Annotated in this window: 13 protein-coding genes; 11 read left to right on the top strand and 2 right to left on the bottom strand. The window is 60.6% G+C overall.

Annotation, left to right across the window (positions count from 1 at the left end; translation table 11 throughout):
- The first annotated feature begins 28 nt into the window (after positions 1 to 28).
- On the top strand, positions 29 to 745 hold the full coding sequence (locus DOU54_RS25360) for a FadR/GntR family transcriptional regulator (protein WP_072493324.1): 717 nt from the start codon (positions 29 to 31) through the stop codon (positions 743 to 745).
- Here DOU54_RS25360 and DOU54_RS25355 read toward each other — a convergent pair.
- Positions 714 to 2141, bottom strand: a complete 1428-nt coding sequence (locus DOU54_RS25355) for an aspartate ammonia-lyase (RefSeq protein ID WP_286079958.1) — start codon at positions 2139 to 2141, stop codon at positions 714 to 716. The genes DOU54_RS25360 and DOU54_RS25355 overlap by 32 nt on opposite strands.
- A gap of 270 nt (positions 2142 to 2411) precedes the next feature.
- Between DOU54_RS25355 and DOU54_RS25350 the strand changes: the two genes are divergently transcribed.
- The 9 genes from DOU54_RS25350 (at position 2412) to DOU54_RS25315 (ending at position 13342) form a co-directional block, all read left to right on the top strand.
- Positions 2412 to 3863, top strand: coding sequence for an amino acid permease (locus DOU54_RS25350; RefSeq protein ID WP_004445858.1), 1452 nt, complete (start codon positions 2412 to 2414; stop codon positions 3861 to 3863).
- Positions 3860 to 4807, top strand: a complete 948-nt coding sequence (locus DOU54_RS25345; protein ID WP_072493322.1) for an asparaginase — start codon at positions 3860 to 3862, stop codon at positions 4805 to 4807. The genes DOU54_RS25350 and DOU54_RS25345 overlap by 4 nt, the downstream gene beginning before the upstream one ends.
- Before the next feature lie 319 nt (positions 4808 to 5126).
- Complete coding sequence (gene kdpF / locus DOU54_RS25340) at positions 5127 to 5216, top strand: K(+)-transporting ATPase subunit F (RefSeq protein ID WP_003506089.1); 90 nt, start codon at positions 5127 to 5129, stop codon at positions 5214 to 5216.
- A gap of 33 nt (positions 5217 to 5249) precedes the next feature.
- A complete protein-coding gene (gene kdpA / locus DOU54_RS25335; protein WP_072493321.1) occupies positions 5250 to 6953 on the top strand; it encodes a potassium-transporting ATPase subunit KdpA in 1704 nt (567 codons plus the stop codon).
- A gap of 9 nt (positions 6954 to 6962) precedes the next feature.
- Positions 6963 to 7127, top strand: coding sequence for a hypothetical protein (locus DOU54_RS27615; protein WP_167378233.1), 165 nt, complete (start codon positions 6963 to 6965; stop codon positions 7125 to 7127).
- A gap of 43 nt (positions 7128 to 7170) precedes the next feature.
- Positions 7171 to 9255 (top strand): potassium-transporting ATPase subunit KdpB, encoded by a 2085-nt coding sequence (gene kdpB, locus DOU54_RS25330; protein ID WP_113732035.1) that lies wholly within the window; start codon positions 7171 to 7173, stop codon positions 9253 to 9255.
- Positions 9256 to 9267: 12 nt separating this feature from the next.
- On the top strand, positions 9268 to 9834 hold the full coding sequence (gene kdpC / locus DOU54_RS25325) for a potassium-transporting ATPase subunit KdpC (RefSeq protein WP_113732034.1): 567 nt from the start codon (positions 9268 to 9270) through the stop codon (positions 9832 to 9834).
- A gap of 54 nt (positions 9835 to 9888) precedes the next feature.
- Positions 9889 to 12603, top strand: a complete 2715-nt coding sequence (locus DOU54_RS25320) for a DUF4118 domain-containing protein (protein ID WP_113732033.1) — start codon at positions 9889 to 9891, stop codon at positions 12601 to 12603.
- Between the two features lie 49 nt (positions 12604 to 12652).
- The gene (locus DOU54_RS25315; RefSeq protein WP_006697199.1) at positions 12653 to 13342 is read left to right on the top strand and encodes a response regulator transcription factor; all 690 of its coding nucleotides are present in this window, start codon (positions 12653 to 12655) and stop codon (positions 13340 to 13342) included.
- A 30-nt stretch (positions 13343 to 13372) separates the two neighbouring features.
- Here the strand turns inward: DOU54_RS25315 and DOU54_RS25310 are convergent, their stop codons facing one another.
- The gene (locus DOU54_RS25310; protein ID WP_004445845.1) at positions 13373 to 14425 is read right to left on the bottom strand and encodes a threonine aldolase family protein; all 1053 of its coding nucleotides are present in this window, start codon (positions 14423 to 14425) and stop codon (positions 13373 to 13375) included.
- Positions 14426 to 14795: 370 nt separating this feature from the next.
- On the opposite strand from DOU54_RS25310, the gene gltB reads away from it, so the two are divergent.
- A complete protein-coding gene (gltB, locus tag DOU54_RS25305) occupies positions 14796 to 19541 on the top strand; it encodes a glutamate synthase large subunit (RefSeq protein WP_006697197.1) in 4746 nt (1581 codons plus the stop codon).
- Positions 19542 to 19714 lie beyond the last annotated feature (173 nt).

Raw genomic sequence — 19714 nt, 5'->3', positions numbered from 1 at the left:
ACATATTGAGAGTGCGGAGGATTTAAAAATGGGCGGTTTGTCGGATTGGCTCGCGGATGGACAGCCGATCAATCGCAAGAATGCCGCGGAAGCGGTGTTCGATGATATCCGCTCCGCCATCACGACAGGCCAGCTTGCGGTTGGTACCCGGCTCCCTTCGGAAGCACATCTCGCAACGCGTTACGGCGTCAGCCGGCCGATTATTCGCGAGGCCCTGCGGTCTCTCCAGACGCTCGGCCTGACGCAGACGCGCACAGGCAGCGGCACGTATGTGATGACCCCGACGCCGCCATCGGAACTGAATTACGGTGCCTATTCCGCACGCGACCTAATCGAGGCCCGCCCCTTCATCGAAGTGCCGGCTGCAGGGTGGGCCGCCTTGCGTCGCACGGACGCCCAACTGCAGGTTTTGCTCGATCTCTGTAATCGCATGGAAACCGAGGAAAGGCCGCATCCCTGGGTATTGCTGGACGGCCAGTTTCATTGCGCCATCGCGGAGGCCTCCGCCAACCGCCTCTTTGCCAAGGTGGTGGCGGACGCCCGCGAGGCCGTCGCCCAGCAATCAGAGATGGTGAACCTTATGGCCGGTCGCCGTGTCGCTTCCAATTTGGAGCATCGCCGGATCGTCGAGGCGATCCGGCGCGGTTCAGCGCCTGAGGCGCGTGAGGCAATGGAGCTTCACCTCGGGCAGGTGAAGCAGGTAGTGACGACGATCATTGGCGAAGATCGGCTTCGCCAGCCGTGACCTCTGGCAGATTGGCAAGGTGCCGTGGACTGAGCGCTTGCTGCAGTTCGGCCTCTGTCATGTAACCACGTTCAAGAACCACCTGCGGCACGGTACGCCCGCTGGCAAGCGCTTCCTTGGCGACTTCCGTCGCCGCATAATAACCGATCAGCGGGTTAAGCGCCGTGGCGAGACCGATTGATTCTTCCACGCGCTGCGCCATGATGGCTGGATTGGCGACGATGCCGTCCACGCATCGCTCTGCCAGTGTGCGGCAGGCGGCGCTTAGCTGGCTGATGCTCTGGGAGAGCGCACGCACGATGATCGGCTCGAAGGCGTTCAACTGCAGCTGCCCGGCTTCGGCGGCCATGGTGATGGTGATGTCGTTGCCGATCACCGCATAGGCCACCTGGTTGACCACTTCGGGAATGACCGGATTGATCTTGCCCGGCATGATGCTGGAGCCCGCCTGAACGGAGGGAAGGGTAATTTCGCCAATCCCGGCGCGCGGGCCTGACGAGAGCAGGCGAAGGTCGTTGCAAGTCTTCGACAGCTTTACGGCGACGCGTTTCAGCACGCCGGAGAGGTGCACGAAGGCGCCGGGGTCCTGTGTGGCTTCGATAAGGTCTGCGGCCGTCACCAGCGGCCGGCCGGTCAGTTCCGCCAGATGCCGGCAGGCAAGCTCGGCATAACCGCGCGGTGCGTTGAGCCCGGTGCCGATGGCGGTGGCGCCCAGATTGATCTCATGCAGCAGAGCGGCGGATTCGATCAGACGCGCCTGGTCTTCGCCCAGCATCACCACGAACGTGCGGAACTCCTGGCCGAGCGTCATCGGTACCGCATCCTGCAATTGCGTGCGCCCGATCTTGATGAAGCCGGCAAATTCCTGCGCCTTGCAGTCGAAGGCGTCCTTCAGAACGCCCATCGAGGCGGCCAGGTCGTCAATCGCTTCGATCAGGCCCACATTCACCGCGGTCGGATAAGCATCGTTGGTCGACTGGCTGAGATTGACGTGATCGTTCGGGTGAAGCTGGGCATAATCGCCCTTTTCGTGCCCAAGCAGTTCCAGCGCGCGGTTGGCGATGACCTCATTGGCGTTCATGTTGGTGGATGTGCCGGCTCCGCCCTGGATTTCATCCACAACGAATTGCTCATGAAGAGCGCCGGCGCGGATTTCGCGGCAGGCTTCCGCAATCGCCTCCATCCGATCCCTGTCGAGCAGGCCAAGTTCGTGATTTGCACGTGCGGCCGCCTCTTTCACATAGGCCAAACCCCTTAACAGGTAAGGGTTATGGCCAATGGTCACCCCGGTGATCTTGAAGTTTTCCACCGCGCGCGCGGTGTGCACGCCCCAATAAACATTCGCCGGAATTTCCTTCGACCCGAGCAAATCATGCTCACTGCGCGTCACGCTCACTTCTTCCTCCACTGGCTTCAAGCGTTGCAAAATCTGTAAAGCTGTCTTACAGATTTAATGACCATATGCCTGCGGGGGAGGAAGGTCAATATTGGCGAACAGCTCTTGACGAAAGCCATTGTCTCGACTTATGACGGCAAAAATCTGTCATGCAGCTTTACAGCATGAGCGCATTCGCTGGCCATATTTCCAGCCTTGGGGACGACGCCAGTTCCACTTTGATTTCCGGCTAATTGCCGACTACAAGCGTTTTATCGGGAGGATAAATCCATGCATTCTGGAAAAACGGCACCCGCCGAACGTGAGGTCTTCGCCGAAGAGGATCTCGGTTACCATAAAGCCCTTAAGCCGCGCCAGATTCAGATGATTGCCATCGGCGGCGCCATCGGCACGGGTCTCTTTCTGGGTGCCGGCGGGCGTCTCGCACAGGCCGGTCCGGCTCTGGTTTTCGTTTATGCACTCTGCGGCTTCTTCGCGTTTCTCGTGCTGCGTGCGCTCGGCGAGTTGATCATGCATCGCCCCAGCTCCGGTTCTTTCGTGTCCTATGCCCGCGAGTTCTACGGTGAGAAGATGGCCTTTGCGGCCGGCTGGATGTATTGGCTCAACTGGGCCATGACCTCGGTGGCCGATGTCACCGCCGTTGCGCTTTATATGAATTTCTTCAAGCAATACGTACCGTGGCTTGCGGGCATCGATCAGTGGGTATTCGCGATGACGGCGCTGGTGGTCGTGCTGGCGATGAACATGCTGTCGGTGAAGGTCTTCGGCGAACTGGAGTTCTGGTTCAGCCTGATCAAGGTGCTGGCGCTCGCGATCTTCCTCGTCGTCGGCGTTTATTTCGTCATTTTCGGTACGCCCATCGAAGGCCACGTTACCGGCTTCAGCCTCATTACTGACAATGGCGGCTTCTTCCCGAATGGCATTCTTCCAGCCTTCGTCATCATCCAGGGCGTGGTATTCGCCTATGCCTCGATCGAGTTGATCGGTACGGCAGCAGGCGAAACCGAGGACCCGCGCAAGGTTATGCCGCGCGCCATCCGCGCCGTCGTCCTGCGTCTCGTCGTGTTTTACGTCGGCTCGGTGCTGTTGTTCACGCTGCTCTTACCCTACACGGCCTACAAGGCCGGTGAGAGCCCTTTCGTTACCTTCTTCGGCTCCATCGGCGTGCAGGGTGCCGATGTCATTATGAACCTTGTTGTTCTGACCGCCGTCCTGTCCTCGCTCAATGCCGGGCTCTATTCCACCGGCCGCATCCTTCACTCCATGGCTGTCTCCGGCTCGGCCCCGGCAGCGCTGGCGAAGATGAACAAGAATGGCGTGCCTTATGGTGGCATCGCGGTCACTGCCGTCGTTACCGTGTTCGGCGTCGCACTCAACGCCGTTGTCCCCGCCGCCGCGTTCGAAATCGCCCTCAACCTGTCAGCGCTTGGCATCATCTGCGCCTGGGCCGTCATCGTGCTCTGCCAGCTCAAACTCTGGCAGCTTTCGCAGCGCGGTGAACTGGTGCGTCCGGATTTCCGCATGTTCGGCGCGCCCTATACCGGCATCCTCACGCTCGTTTTTCTGTTCGGCGTGCTGGTGCTGATGGCCTTCGACTATCCCGTCGGCTCCTGGACCATCGCTTCGCTGCTGATTATCATCCCGGCGCTCGTCATCGGCTGGTATCTGCTGCGTGACCGCATCTATCGCCTCGCGGCTGAACGCGCGGGAGCATCGCATTGAGCGGGCAGGGCGCGATACCTCTGGTGGCGGTCATCGCCACCGGCGGCACCATCGCCAGTCGGCGCGGTGCCGATGGTGCCAGCACGCCCAGCCTTTCCGGTGAAGATCTGCTTGCGCTGGTACCGGAAATCAGCGCCCGGCTGAAGCCGGTGGACCTCATGGCGAAGGATTCGTCCAGCCTGACGCTTGCCGACATGCAGACCATCAGCGATGCCGTTCGTATCGAACTCGACGATCCCGAAGTGGCGGGTATCGTGGTTCTGCACGGAACCGATGCAATGGAGGAATCCTCGCTACTCGTGCATTTGCAGCACGCCATCACGAAGCCGGTGGTCTTCACCGGCGCACAGTTTACGGCAGACCATAAGGACGCAGACGGACCGGCAAATCTGGCTCGAGCCATAGAAACAGCGCTCGATCAGGCGAATGCTGCTAAGGGTGTGCTTCTCTCCTTCGGCGGTCGCTGTCTCTCGGCCTGGGGGCTCTACAAGCTGAGCGCGGACGAGGCAGACGCATTCCGCTCGACCCGGCCACTGGCTGCCGCCCGAACACCGTTGCTTGCCGCCCCGGTGGCCGATCAGCGCGTCGATATCGTTGCCATTCATCCTGGCTGTGATGCCACCCATATCGATGCAAGCCTTCAGGCGGGCGCGAAAGGCATCGTTCTTGCCGGACTTGGTTCCGGGAATGCCAATCCGCGTATCGCCGAAGCCGTGAAGCGCTGCGCCGAACGCGGCCTTCCGGTCGTCGTCTCCAGCCGCGTGCCGGAAGGGCGGCTCGTGGCGAGTTACGGCGGCGGCGGCGGTGGACATGATCTCGTCGCAGCGGGCGCCGTGCATTCAGCCACACTTCGTCCGGGTCAGGCGCGCATTTTGCTGGCCGCGCTGCTGGCGGAGAAAAGTCCTGCGGAAACCATCGTTTCCGCTTTCGGTGACAACAGCTGACTTGATTGGCGGAAGCGATGTCCGGTCAGCGGGCATCGAAATTCCTATAGGATTCCTATTTTATTGCCCCTGTGGCCGTCTCGAACCTTTATGCGGTTCGGGTGCATTCTTCTGTGCGGGAAGGGATGGTGTTTCTTCCCAGCCAGAAAGAATGAAAAGCGACGTCCCACATGACGGCGCTTTTCTTCCTGTCCGGCTCCTCGATTAAAAAGGAGTCCCATCAATGATGGATATTGTTCTGATCGGCGCAGCCACGGTGTTCTTCGCCCTCTGCTTTGCCTACACGCGCGCCTGCGACCGGCTTTAGACGGAGGCTGCGATGACGTTTGATTATATCCTGAGCGGCGCCGTCACGGTCTTTATCGCTGCCTATCTCACCTATGCTCTCATTCGCCCCGAACGTTTCTGATCGGGAAGCGGCGGCTGTTGAAAGTTTGATACCATGACCCTCAATGGATGGTTCCAGGTCCTGCTTTTCTGCGGGATCATTTTTGCGCTGGTGAAGCCGCTTGGCTTCTATATGGCGCGTGTCTTCAATGGCGAGCGCACGCTGCTGTCGCCGGTTCTTGTGCCGGTCGAGCGCGGACTTTACGCCCTTGCCGGGACAAGTGACCGGGAGGAGCAGCACTGGACGACCTATGCGGTCTCGATGCTTCTCTTCAATCTTCTCGGTTTCGCCCTGCTCTATGCCCTGATGCGCTTTCAGGCCGTGCTACCCTATAATCCGCAGGGAATGGCGGCCGTCGGACCAGAATTGTCCTTCAATACGGCCGTCAGCTTCGTCACCAACACCAACTGGCAGAATTATGGCGGCGAAAGCACGCTTTCCTATCTGACCCAGATGGCCGGTCTCACCGTGCAGAACTTCGTTTCCGCCGCAACCGGCATGGCAATCGCCATCGGCCTGATCCGCGCATTCTCGCGCGCTTCCGGCAAGGCGATCGGCAACTTCTGGGTGGATATGGTCCGCTCCACGCTCTACGTGCTATTACCCCTCTGCATCGTGCTGACGCTCGTCTACGTCTGGCTCGGCGTGCCGCAGACGCTCGGCGCCTATGTGAACGTGCAGACGCTGGAAGGCGCGCAGCAGACGATTGCCGTCGGCCCCGTCGCATCGCAGCTCGCGATCAAGATGCTGGGCACCAATGGCGGCGGCTTCTTCAACGCCAATTCGGCGCATCCCTTCGAAAACCCCGATGCCATTTCCAACATGATCCAGATGGTATCGATCTTCGCCATCGGCGCAGCTTTCACCAATGTCTTCGGTCGCATGGTCGGCAACCAGCGCCAGGGCTGGGCTATCCTTGCGGCCATGGGCGTGCTGTTCATCGCCGGCGTTGCCGTCACCTACTGGGCGGAAGCAGCCGGAAACCCGCTGATGCACAGCTTCGGTCTTGCAGGCGGTAATATGGAAGGCAAGGAAGTCCGTTTCGGATTGGCGCTCTCGTCGCTCTTCGCGGTCATCACAACGGCTGCGTCCTGCGGCGCGGTCAATGCCATGCACGGCAGCTTCACGGCCTTGGGTGGTCTCATCCCGCTCATCAACATGCAGCTGGGCGAGGTGATCGTCGGCGGGGTCGGCGCGGGCTTTTACGGCATTCTGCTCTTCATCGTCATCGCCATCTTCGTGGCAGGGCTGATGGTCGGGCGCACGCCGGAATATCTCGGCAAGAAGATCGAGGCCAAGGAAATGAAGATGGCGGTTCTGGCCATTCTCTGCCTCCCGCTCGCCATGCTGGTCTTCACCGCCACGGCCACCATCCTGCCCTCGGCTGTGGCATCGATTGGGACGGCGGGCCCGCACGGCTTTTCCGAAATCCTCTATGCCTACACCTCGGCGGCCGCCAATAACGGTTCGGCCTTCGGCGGCCTGACCGGGAACACGACCTGGTACAACATCACGCTTGGTCTCGGCATGTTGATGGGCCGCTTTCTGGTCATCATTCCCGCACTCGCCATTGCGGGTTCGCTGGTCACCAAGAAGACCGTTCCGGCCTCTGCGGGCACCTTCCCGACGGATGGCCCGCTTTTCGTTGGCCTGCTGGTCGGCACGATCCTGATCGTCGGCGGCCTTACCTTCCTGCCTGCGCTGGCGCTCGGCCCGGTTGCCGAACATCTTGTCATGGCGGCAGGTCAGCTTTTTTGAGGTGATGTCATGAACGAAGGCAAATCCGCACATCGCCGCATCGTTCCCGCCCGCAACGGCGCTCCCGTCAGAGGCGGCGCCACGCCCGGCGGCTGGTGCGCCTCCAATCTCATTCTCGCGATGATGGCGGCTCTGTTCGCCGCCGTTGTCGCTCTCGAAGTTATCACGGGCTGATCGACCCTCATCGGTCGCCCTGTTCAAACGCTGGAGCCTCTTCATGAGCCAGTCCAAACAAGTGAGCATCCTAGATTCTCGCATTCTCGTGCCGGCCATCGCCGCCGCATTCAAAAAGCTCAACCCGCGCACTCTTGCGCGCAATCCGGTCATGTTCGTTGTCGCGACGGTGTCAGTGCTGACCACGGTGCTGTTCATCCGTGATCTCATCACGGGCGGCGCCAATCTGGGGTTCTCCTTCCAGATCAATCTCTGGCTTTGGTTCACCGTGCTGTTCGCCAATTTCGCCGAAGCCGTCGCCGAAGGGCGCGGCAAGGCGCAGGCGGATTCGCTGCGCCGGACCCGCACAGAAACCCAGGCGAAACTGCTCACCGGCGATGACCGTAGCCAATACAGTATGGTGGCGGGCACCAGCCTGAAGGTGAACGATGTCGTTCTTGTAGAGGCAGGCGATATCATCCCTTCCGATGGTGAGGTCATCGAAGGTGTTGCTTCGGTAAACGAGGCGGCGATAACAGGCGAATCCGCCCCGGTTATCCGCGAATCCGGTGGCGACCGCTCTGCCGTCACCGGCGGCACGCAGGTGCTGTCGGACTGGATAAGGGTCCGCATCACCGCTGCTGCCGGCTCCACCTTCCTCGACCGGATGATTTCCCTGGTCGAAGGTGCTGAACGCCAGAAAACGCCGAACGAGATTGCGCTCAACATTCTTCTCGCAGGCATGACGCTGATCTTCGTTCTGGCCACCGCGACCATACCGAGTTTCGCGGCCTATGCTGGCGGTTCGATCCCGATCATCGTGCTGGTGGCGCTGTTCGTCACGCTTATCCCCACCACCATCGGCGCGCTTCTGTCGGCCATCGGCATCGCCGGCATGGACAGGCTGGTGCGTTTCAACGTGCTTGCCATGTCCGGCCGCGCCGTCGAGGCTGCTGGCGACGTGGACACGCTGTTGCTCGACAAGACCGGCACGATCACGCTCGGGAACCGGCAGGCGACCGAGTTCCGCCCCGTCCCCGGCGTTTCCGAGCAGGAACTGGCCGATGCGGCCCAGCTTGCGTCCCTTGCTGACGAAACACCTGAAGGTCGCTCCATTGTGGTTCTGGCGAAGGAGAAATATGGCATTCGCGCCCGTGACATGCAGAAGCTGCATGCCAATTTCGTCCCCTTCACCGCCCAAACCCGCATGAGCGGTGTCGATTTCGACGGCTCCTCCATTCGCAAGGGGGCGGTCGACGCCGTTCTTTCCTATGTTGACGGCGGCGCTTCGCAACAGGGCAATGTGGGGCTTGCCGTCAAAACCGAAACGGATGCCATGCGCGGCATAAGGACAATTGCCGAAGAAATTGCCAAGACCGGGGGCACGCCGCTCGCCGTTGTTCGGGATGGCAAGCTTCTCGGCGTCGTGCAGCTGAAGGATATCGTCAAGGGCGGCATTCGCGAGCGTTTTGCGGAGCTTCGCCGCATGGGCATCCGCACTGTCATGATCACTGGCGACAATCCGATGACCGCCGCCGCAATTGCTGCGGAAGCGGGTGTCGATGATTTCCTCGCCCAGGCGACACCGGAAAACAAGCTGGAGCTTATCCGCGAGGAGCAGGCGAAGGGCAAGCTCGTCGCCATGTGCGGTGACGGCACCAATGATGCTCCCGCGCTGGCGCAGGCCGATGTCGGCGTTGCCATGAACACCGGTACCGTGGCCGCCCGCGAGGCGGGCAACATGGTCGATCTCGACAGCGATCCGACCAAGCTCATCGAGATCGTCGAAATCGGCAAGCAGTTGCTGATGACGCGCGGTGCACTGACCACCTTCTCGATTGCCAACGACATCGCCAAATATTTTGCCATCATTCCGGCAATGTTCCTGGCGCTCTATCCGCAGCTTGGCGTCCTGAATGTCATGGGACTTTCGACGCCGCAGAGCGCCATCCTCTCGGCCATCATATTCAACGCGCTTATCATCATCGCGCTGATCCCGCTCTCGCTGAAGGGCGTCAAATATCGCCCGATCGGTGCAGGTGCGCTGCTATCGCGCAATCTGGTCATCTATGGCTTCGGCGGCATCATCGTTCCCTTTATCGGCATCAAGGCCATCGACCTCGCCATCACGGCGCTCGGTCTCGCCTGAGGAGTAAAGACAATGTTTAGACAGCTTCGTCCCGCACTGGTGCTGATCCTCGCTATCACGGCCATCACCGGCCTTGCCTATCCGCTCGGCATGACGGGCCTGGCGCAGGCGCTTTTTCCCGCGCAGGCCAATGGCAGCCTGATCGAAAAAAATGGCACGGTGGTCGGATCGCAATTGATCGGGCAGGCCTTCACTGGCGAGACTTATTTTCATGGTCGTCCTTCCGCCGCCGGCGATGGCTATAATGCGGCCTCGTCCTCCGGCTCCAATCTCGGGCCGACGAGCGCCAAGCTTATCGACCGGGTGAAACAGGATTACGAGGCCGCGAAAGCTGAAAATCCGGCCTCGTCGGTGCCGGCCGATCTGGTGACGGCCTCGGGCAGCGGCCTCGATCCGCATGTTTCGCCGGAAGCCGCCTATTTCCAGGTTCCGCGTGTCGCCAAAGCGAGGGGCATGGATGAAGCGGCATTGCGTGCCATCGTTGAGCGTCACGTCGAAGCTCCGGAACTCGGCTTCATGGGCGAGCCCGTTGTAAACGTTCTTGCGCTCAACATGGCTCTTGACGCGGCCGGCTCATGAATTGAAATGGCTATGGCTTGTTCGCAAGCCATAGCCTCGACCACTGGTGGTTAAATGCCTGACGATATCAGCAACATGCCCGGCCGGCCGTCGCCCGATGCGCTTCTGGAAAACGCCAGGCGCGAGGCGCGGGGCCGGTTGAAGATTTTTTTGGGCGCCGCACCCGGTGTCGGCAAGACCTATGAAATGTTGATGTCAGGCCGGGCGAAGCTTGCGGATGGCGTCGACACCATTATCGGCGTCGTGGAAACGCATGGCCGCAGGGAGACCGAGGCATTGGTCGAGGGGCTGGAGGTCGTCCCTCGCAAACGTATCGATTATCGCGGCCAGATGCTGGAGGAGATGGATATCGACGCGATCCTCGCGCGTCGTCCCGCCCTGGTTCTGGTCGATGAACTTGCTCACACCAATGCTGCAGGCAGCCGCCACCCCAAGCGTTATATGGATGTTCAGGAAATCCTCGGGCAGGGCATCGACGTCTATACAACGCTGAACATCCAGCATGTTGAAAGCCTGAATGATGTGGTGGCGCAGATCACCCGCATCCGTGTTCGTGAAACCGTGCCCGACAGCATCATCGACCGGGCCGATGATGTCGAAATCATCGATATTACGCCTGACGACCTCATCAAGCGGCTGCAGGATGGCAAGGTTTACCTGCCCCGTACGGCACGGCGCGCCATCGAGAATTATTTTTCGCGCGGTAACCTGACGGCATTGCGCGAGCTGGCGCTCCGGCGCACCGCGCAGCGGGTGGATGAGCAATTGCTCAATCACATGCAATCCCATGCCATCTCTGGCCCCTGGGCGGCCGGAGACAGGGTTCTGGTCTGTCTTGATCATGGCGGCAACGGCCCCGGTCTTGTGCGTTATGCCCGAAGGCAGGCGGACCGGCTGCGCGCAACATGGACCGCACTGCATCTCGACACGCCGCGGTCGCAGCAATTGTCGGAGGCGGAGAAGGACCGGCTGGCCGGCACCATGCGGCTTGCCCAGCAGCTTGGCGGCGAGACGGTAACCCTGCCGGCGCTAGACCTGACGCGGGAGATCATCTCCTACGCCAATACAAACAATTTCACCCACATCATCATCGGTCGCCCGCGAAAATCCTGGTGGCAGCGAATTTTTCAGCGCTCGCTGACGCATGATCTGATCGACCATGCCGGCGATATCAGTGTGCACGTCATTTCCGGCGACAAGAATGAAGAGAAGCCGGCGCAATCCGTGAAGGCCGCACCGTCCCGCTCGCGCTGGTCGATAGGCTCCTATCTCAACAGCACGCTGTTCGTAGCGCTCGCCATCGTTGTCGGCATCGTGCTTGACCGGACGCTCGACGTTCAGAATCTGGCGCTCGTTTTTCTCATGGCCGTGCTGGCGGCCGCTGTTCGCGGAGGACTTGGACCTGCGTTATATGCCTCGCTGCTTGGCGCCGTCGCATTCAATTTTTTCTTTCTGGAACCACGATACACGCTGACGGTCAGCGCGCCGGACAGCGTTCTGGCGTTGCTTTTTTATCTCGGAGTGGCGCTTGTTGCCTCCAACCTCACGGTTGCGGTGCAACGGCAGGCGGCCTCGGCGCGGGTAAGGGCGCGCACGACGGAAGATCTCTATCTGTTTTCCAAAAAGCTTGCCGGAACGGCCACTCTGGATGATGTGTTGTGGGCTACCGCTTACCAGATGGCTTCGATGTTGAAGGTGAGGGTGGTGCTGCTTCTGCCTGAGAACAACGCCATTGCCGTCAAGGCCGGTTATCCGCCCGATGACACGCTGGTGGATGCCGATATCGCGGCCGCGCAATGGGCATGGGAACACGACAAGGCGGCTGGTCGCGGCGCAGACACATTGCCGGGCGCCCGGCGGCTTTATCTGCCGCTCCGCACCGGCAGCGGTGCCGTCGGCGTCGTCGGGTTGGATGATGACCGAAGCGGGCCGCTTTTGACACCTGAACAACAGCGCCTGTTTGATGCGCTGGCCGACCAGGCTGCACTCGCGATCGAACGTATCCAGCTTGCCTCGGATGTCGACAAGGCAAGGCTGGCCGCGGAAACCGACCGACTGCGCACAGCACTCCTCACCTGCATTTCCCACGACCTCAAAACCCCGCTCGCGGCTATTCTGGGTTCGGCCGGAACGCTGAAGGACTTTGCCGAGGACATCCCGCCCGATGCGCGCGCCGATCTGCTTTCGACGATCGTTGAGGAATCCGAACGGCTGAACCGCTTCATCTCCAATCTTCTCGATATGACGCGGATCGGATCGGGTGCAATGGAGCCGAATTACGGGCTGCATTTCCTTGGCGACATGGTCGGGACAGCGCTTTCGCGTGCCGCGAAAATCATTGTGCGGCATGAGGTTGTCCTGGATATTCCGCCTGATCTGCCGATGCTTAGGGTCGATCCCGTGCTATTCGAACAGGTCCTGTTCAACCTCATAGACAACGCGGCCAAATATGCTCCCGGACACACGGTCATCGAACTTCGTGGCTGGCGGCAGGGAAGGCACGTCTTCCTGTCCGTGGCCGATGAGGGGCCGGGCTTTCCTCCCGAAGATGCGGAGCGGGTGTTCGACAGCTTCTACCGGGTGCGCAAGACCGATCAGGTGCAGGCGGGAACCGGACTGGGGCTATCCATCTGCAAGGGTTTCATCGAGGCCATGGGTGGTTCGATTCGTGCGGAGAACAGGCAGGGTCGGGGAGGTGCGCAATTCACGGTAACTTTGCCCGTTCCCGCCAACGCGCCTGTGCTAGATCATGAAAAGGGCGCCGCCTGAGCCGAAATGGCGACCCCGCTCCCACTACGCCGCCAAAGGAGACCCTGGAATGACCAATTCCGCCGTTAACATTCTGATCGTTGACGATGAACCGCCGATCCGCAAGCTTTTGCGGGTGGGGTTGTCGACGCAGGATTATACGGTAAGCGAGGCGATGAATGCGAAGGTGGCGATGGAGCTGGTCGAGCAGGACAAGCCCGATCTCGTCATTCTCGATCTCGGCCTGCCGGATATGTCGGGACACGATCTTCTGGCGAAATGGCGCAGCGAGGGGGTGGCGTTGCCGGTCATCATCCTGTCCAGCCGAACCGATGAAGCAGGTATCGTCAAGGCACTCGAACTGGGAGCCGACGACTACATTACAAAGCCCTTCGGCATGAACGAACTCGTCGCCCGCATCCGTGTCGCGCTGCGCCACCGGCTCCAGAGCCAGGGTGAACGGCCTGTCTTTCAGACCGGCGATCTTTCGGTCGATCTTGTCCGGCGTATCGTCAGGGTGGAGGACCGGGAGGTGAAGCTCTCCCCGAAGGAATACGATATTCTGCGGGTGCTGGTTCAGCACGCAGGCAAGGTGCTGACGCACCGCTTCCTGCTGGAGCACGTATGGGATGAACTGACCGACGTGCAATATTTGCGGGTCTATGTGCGCCAATTGCGCCAGAAGATCGAAAAAATCCCCGACCAGCCCCGTTACATCCTGACAGAAACCGGGGTGGGTTACCGGTTGCAGGAGGTTTGAGGGCGCCGCAAGGCGACGCCCTCCGATATCTCAGACGGCAGCGCAGATGGACAGGAATTCATCTACATCGGCCTCGGTCGTCGCAAAGCTGGTGACCATGCGGATCAGTACTTCGTCCTTGCCGACTTTTTCCGGCATGTCGCGCGGTTCCAGCCAGTCATAGAACCTTGCGCCTTTTTCCGTCGCTGCTTGCGCGGCTGCCTTTGGCAAAATGGCGAAAACTTCGTTGGCCTGGGTCGGCCAGGCGAGGCGCGCGCTGTTCAGCGAGCCGAAGCCCGCGCGCAGCCGGTTAGCCATGGCATTGGCATGGCTGGCGAGACCGAGCCAAAGATCATCCTGCAGATAGGCTTCAAACTGCGCTGCTATGAAACGTGACTTCGAAAACAGTTGCGCTGTGCGTTTGCGCAGGAACGAGAAATCCCGAGCGAGCGAAGGATCGAAGAAAACGATCGCTTCCGCGCACCAGCAGCCATTTTTCGTGCCGCCGAAAGACAGCACGTCAACGCCGCGTTTCCAGGTCATTTCAGCCGGCGTGGTGTCAAGCGCGGCCAGCGCATTGGCAAAACGCGCGCCGTCCATATGCAGCGGCAGGCCGTTTTCCTTGGCGATTTTGGAGATGGCTTCAATTTCGTCGAGTGTGTAGACGGTGCCGGCTTCGGTCGCCTGCGTCATGGTGATGGCGGCGGCACGGCCGTGGTGAACGGCATCCTGCGGATAGCGGGCAATGCGCTCGATCAGGTTTTCCGGCAGCATCTTGCCGTTCGGCCCTTCGACTGCGACCATGCGCATGCCGGAAAAGAAATCCGGCGCGCCGCATTCGTCCTCGATCACATGGGCTTCCGAATGGCAGAAGGTGAGGCCGCCGGCGCGAGCGATGCTGGCCAGCGAAAGCGAATTGGCCGCCGTGCCGGTGGCGACGAAAAACACCGCAACCTCGCGCTCGAATATCTCGTTGAAGCGCTTTTCGATGGAGAGATCGAGTTCGCTGGTGCCATAGGCGGAGGCAAACCGGGTGGATTCCCGCGAAAGCCGTTCATTGACGGCCGGGTGGGCGCCAGCCCAATTGTCTGAAGCAAAAAACATCTCTGAAGGCTTTCCGATAGCTGGGGTTCTGATTGGGAAATGCATGGAGCGACGACTGGCAAAGTTCTAGGACCTAACTCCGCGATTGGCAAATCCGGCAATGAAAGCAATGGGGAGGCGGGATTTGCGACAGAAAGTTTCGCACAATAGGTCAGTATCGAAACTTCGCTATAAAACGACGGTCTCACTAATTGGATTCGCGCCCTTGCCAATTCCGCCGGTTTCTGCCAAAATCCTCGGGAATTGAGACAGTCTTACTGTCCTAAATTTGATCCAGCCGGCGAGAATGCGGATTTTGCCAAAGAGCGAAATTTGCGTCGCGCCGGACCTTCGCATGAAACCGTGCAAGTAATTTGCAGGAGGGACAAAAATGACGAACAAGCCGCAGGCGGATATCGCCGCCGCAACCCTGACCACTGACTGTCCCACCGCGGCTGCGGCTGCACCCGTTTCTGCGAAAGCGCGTTTCGCGGGCGGCTTGCCGGAAAGGCAGGGTCTTTACGATCCCGCCAATGAACATGATGCCTGCGGCGTCGGCTTTGTCGCCCATATGAAAGGCGTCAAGTCGCACCAGATCGTCAAGGACGGCCTGTTCATCCTTGAAAACCTGACCCATCGCGGCGCCGTCGGCGCAGATCCGCTGATGGGCGATGGTGCGGGCATTCTCGTGCAGATTCCCGACCGCTTCTTCCGCGAGGAAATGGCCGCGCAGGGCGTGACATTGCCGAAGGCTGGCGAATACGCCGTCGGTCATATCTTCATGCCGCGCGATCCCTCCCGCATCGAGCACTACAAGAAGGTCATCGTCGACGTCATCGGCGAAGAGGGCCAGCAGTTCCTTGGCTTCCGTGATGTCCCGGTCGACAACTCCTCGCTTTCCAAGGCGCCGGATATCGCAGCGACAGAGCCGCACCACGTGCAGGTCTTCATCGGCGCCGGCCGCGATGCCGCGAGCAATGCCGATTTCGAGCGCAAGCTGTTCCTCATCCGCAAGGTTCTCTCCAACCGCATCTATGACGAAGGCGGCGGCAAGGAAACGCAGGATTTCTATCCCGTTTCCCTTTCTTCCTCGACCATCGTCTATAAGGGCATGTTCCTCGCCTATCAGGTGGGCGCATATTACAAGGACCTTTCGGACCCGCGTTTCGAATCGGCTGTCGCGCTCGTGCATCAGCGTTTCTCCACCAACACCTTCCCGTCGTGGAAGCTGGCGCACCCCTATCGCATGGTCGCCCATAACGGCGAAATCAACACGCTGCGCGGTAATGTCAACTGGATGGCGGCGCGTCAGGCATCGGTTTCGTCCGCGCTGTTCGGTGACGACATCTCCAAGCTCTGGCCGATTTCTTATGAAGGCCAGTCGGACACGGCCTGTTTCGACAACGCGCTCGAGTTCCTCGTCCGCGGCGGTTATTCCATGGCCCATGCCGTGATGATGCTGATCCCGGAAGCCTGGGCCGGTAACCAGTCCATGTCTGCCGAACGCAAGGCATTCTACGAATATCACGCAGCCCTGATGGAGCCGTGGGACGGTCCCGCCGCCGTTGCCTTCACCGACGGCAAGCAGATTGGCGCGACGCTCGACCGCAACGGCCTGCGCCCGGCCCGTTACCTCGTCACTGATGACGACCGCATCATCATGGCCTCCGAGGCCGGCACGCTGCCAGTGCCGGAAGAGCGCATCGTCAAGAAGTGGCGTCTGCAGCCTGGCAAGATGCTGCTGATCGACATGGAAAAGGGTGCGATCATTTCCGACGAGGAAGTGAAGCACGAGCTTGCCGCCAAGCATCCCTATCGCAGCTGGCTTGATCGCACGCAGCTCATCCTTGAAGAGCTGAAGCCTGTCGAACCACGCGCGCTGCGCCGCGACGTGTCGCTGCTCGACCGCCAGCAGGCCTTCGGTTACACCAGCGAAGACACCAAGCTCCTGATGTCGCCGATGGCGACGACGGGCCAGGAAGCCATCGGCTCCATGGGCACGGATACGCCGATTTCGGCCATGTCCGACAAGTCGAAGCTGCTCTACACCTATTTCAAGCAGAATTTCGCGCAGGTCACGAACCCGCCGATCGATCCGATCCGCGAAGAGCTGGTCATGAGCCTCGTGTCGTTCATCGGCCCGCGTCCGAATATTCTCGACCACGAAGGTGCTGCCCGCGCCAAGCGTCTGGAAGTGCGCCAGCCGATCCTGACCAATGGCGATCTGGAGAAGATTCGTTCCATCGGTCACACGGAAGACCGTTTCGACACCAAGACGCTCGACTTCACCTATGATGTGGAGCGCGGTGCCGAAGGCATGCCCGAAATGCTCGACCGCCTCTGCGAGCGGGCCGAATCCGCCGTCCGCGGCGGTTACAACATCATCGTTCTGTCCGACCGCCAGCTTGGCCCGGATCGCATCGCGATCCCCGCACTTCTGGCGACAGCCGCCGTGCACCACCACCTGATCCGCAAGGGCCTGCGTACCTCGGTCGGTCTCGTCGTCGAAACCGGTGAGCCGCGCGAAATCCACCATTTCTGCCTTCTGGCCGGTTATGGTGCGGAGGCGATCAACCCCTATCTCGCTTTCGATACCCTGCTCGACATGCACAAGCACGGCGCCTTCCCGAAGGAAGTGTCTGATGATGAAGTCGTTTATCGCTATATCAAGGCGGTGGGTAAGGGCATCCTCAAGGTCATGTCCAAGATGGGCATCTCCACCTACCAGTCCTATTGCGGCGCGCAGATTTTCGACGCCATCGGCCTGTCTTCGGAATTCGTCGAGAAATATTTCTTCGGCACCGCTACCTCCATCGAAGGTGTCGGCCTGACCGAAATCGCCGAAGAAACCGTGGCGCGCCACACAGCGGCCTTTGGCAAGGACCCGATCCTTGCCAACACGCTCGATATCGGCGGCGAATACGCCTATCGCATGCGAGGCGAAAGCCATGCCTGGACGCCGGACGCCGTCGCCTCGCTGCAACACGCCGTGCGTGGCAACAGCCAGGATCGCTACCGCGAATTCGCCGGCATGGTGAACGAAACGGCGCTGCGCATGAACACCATTCGCGGCCTGTTCAAGGTCAAGTCGGCGGAAGCACTCGGTCGCAAGCCAGTCTCCATCGATGAGGTCGAACCGGCAGCCGATATCGTCAAGCGGTTCTCGACCGGGGCCATGTCCTTCGGCTCAATCAGCCGCGAGGCGCATACGACGCTCGCGATTGCCATGAACCGCATCGGCGGCAAGTCCAACACGGGTGAGGGCGGAGAAGAATCCGACCGCTACATGCCGCTGTTGAACGGCCAGCCGAACCCGGAACGCTCCGCCATCAAGCAGATCGCATCCGGTCGCTTCGGTGTGACGACGGAATACCTTGTCAATGCCGACATGCTGCAAATCAAGGTAGCGCAGGGCGCAAAGCCCGGCGAAGGCGGCCAGCTGCCCGGCCACAAGGTGGATGCGACGGTTGCAAAGACCCGTCACTCCACCCCGGGCGTCGGCCTCATTTCGCCGCCGCCGCATCATGATATCTATTCCATCGAAGATCTGGCGCAGCTGATCTACGACCTGAAAAACGTCAATCCGGAAGCCGATGTGTCGGTGAAGCTGGTGTCGGAAGTCGGCGTCGGAACGGTTGCGGCCGGTGTCGCCAAGGCGCGTGCAGACCATATCACCGTCGCCGGTTTTGATGGCGGCACGGGCGCGTCACCACTGACGTCGCTCAAGCACGCGGGTTCGCCCTGGGAAATCGGCCTTGCCGAAACCCAGCAGACGCTTGTGCTGAACGGTCTCCGCTCGCGCGTTGCCCTGCAGGTGGATGGCGGTCTGAAGACCGGCCGCGACGTCATCATCGGCGCGCTGCTCGGTGCGGATGAATTCGGCTTCGCCACCGCGCCGCTGATTGCGGCGGGATGCATCATGATGCGCAAGTGCCATCTCAACACCTGCCCTGTCGGCGTTGCCACGCAGGACCCGGTTCTGCGCAAGCGCTTCAAGGGCACGCCGGAACATGTCATCAACTACTTCTTCTTCGTGGCCGAAGAAGTGCGCGAAATCCTTGCCTCGCTTGGCGTGACCAGGCTGGACGAGATCATCGGCGCTTCCGAACTGCTCGAGAAGGATGAGATGCTGGCGCATTGGAAGGCGAAGGGTCTGGATTTCAGCCGCATCTTCCATAAGGTCGAGGCACCCAAGGAGGCGACGTTCTGGACCGAACGCCAGAAGCATCCGATCGATGACATTCTCGACCGCAAGCTGATCGAAAAGTCGCTGCCGTCGCTGGAAAACCGCGAACCCGTGGTCTTCGAAGTGCCGATCAGAAACGTAGACCGCTCCGCCGGTGCGATGCTCTCCGGCGCGCTCGCCAAGCGCTGGGGCCATAAGGGTCTGAAGGATGACACGATCCATGTGACGCTGCGCGGCACGGCGGGCCAGTCCTTCGGCGCGTTCCTCGCTCGAGGCATCACCTTCGATCTGGTGGGTGACGGTAACGACTATGTCGGCAAGGGTCTTTCGGGTGGCCGCATCATTGTGCGCCCGCCGGAAAACGCCCGTATCGTCGCGGAAAACTCGATCATCGTCGGCAACACCGTGCTGTACGGCGCCATAACCGGCGAGTGCTATTTCCGTGGCGTGGCTGGCGAGCGTTTCGCGGTGCGTAACTCCGGCGCGGTTGCGGTTGTCGAAGGTGTCGGCGACCACGGCTGCGAATATATGACCGGCGGCATTGTGGTCGTTCTTGGCGAGACCGGCCGCAACTTCGCGGCCGGCATGTCCGGCGGCGTGGCTTATGTTCTCGACGAGAAGGGCGATTTCGCCACGCGTTGCAACATGGCCATGGTTGAGCTGGAGCCGGTTCCGGAAGAAGACGACATGCTGGAAAAGCTGCACCATCACGGCGGCGACCTCATGCACAAGGGACGTGTCGACGTTTCCGAAGACATGACTCGCCACGACGAGGAGCGTCTTTACCAGCTGATCTCCAACCACTTCCATTACACGAACTCGTCGCGTGCCAAGGATATACTCGATCGCTGGAGCGAGTTCCGTCCGAAGTTCCGCAAGGTCATGCCGGTTGAATACCGTCGTGCGCTTGAGGAAATGGAGCGCATGCGCATGGGCGTGGCGGCGGAGTAATCCGCCGCGTGAGGACACTACACCACCTGATCTCGCTGATAACAGCGGTCGCCATTCGTGGCGACCACTTGGACGGGCGGCGAGACCGGATTTGAGTTCATCGTGCTGGGGCGGCTTTGGGTTTCGCCACCTGGTACTGGGGCCCGACAGGCGCTCCGCTTTGATGTGAGGAC

Origin of the sequence: Agrobacterium sp. MS2, from assembly GCF_003261015.1 — a bacterium.
Taxonomy (GTDB): Bacteria; Pseudomonadota; Alphaproteobacteria; order Rhizobiales; family Rhizobiaceae; genus Agrobacterium; species Agrobacterium pusense.
The sequence above is the reverse complement of the archived record's forward strand: the minus strand, read 5'-3'. Positions and strand labels throughout refer to the sequence as shown.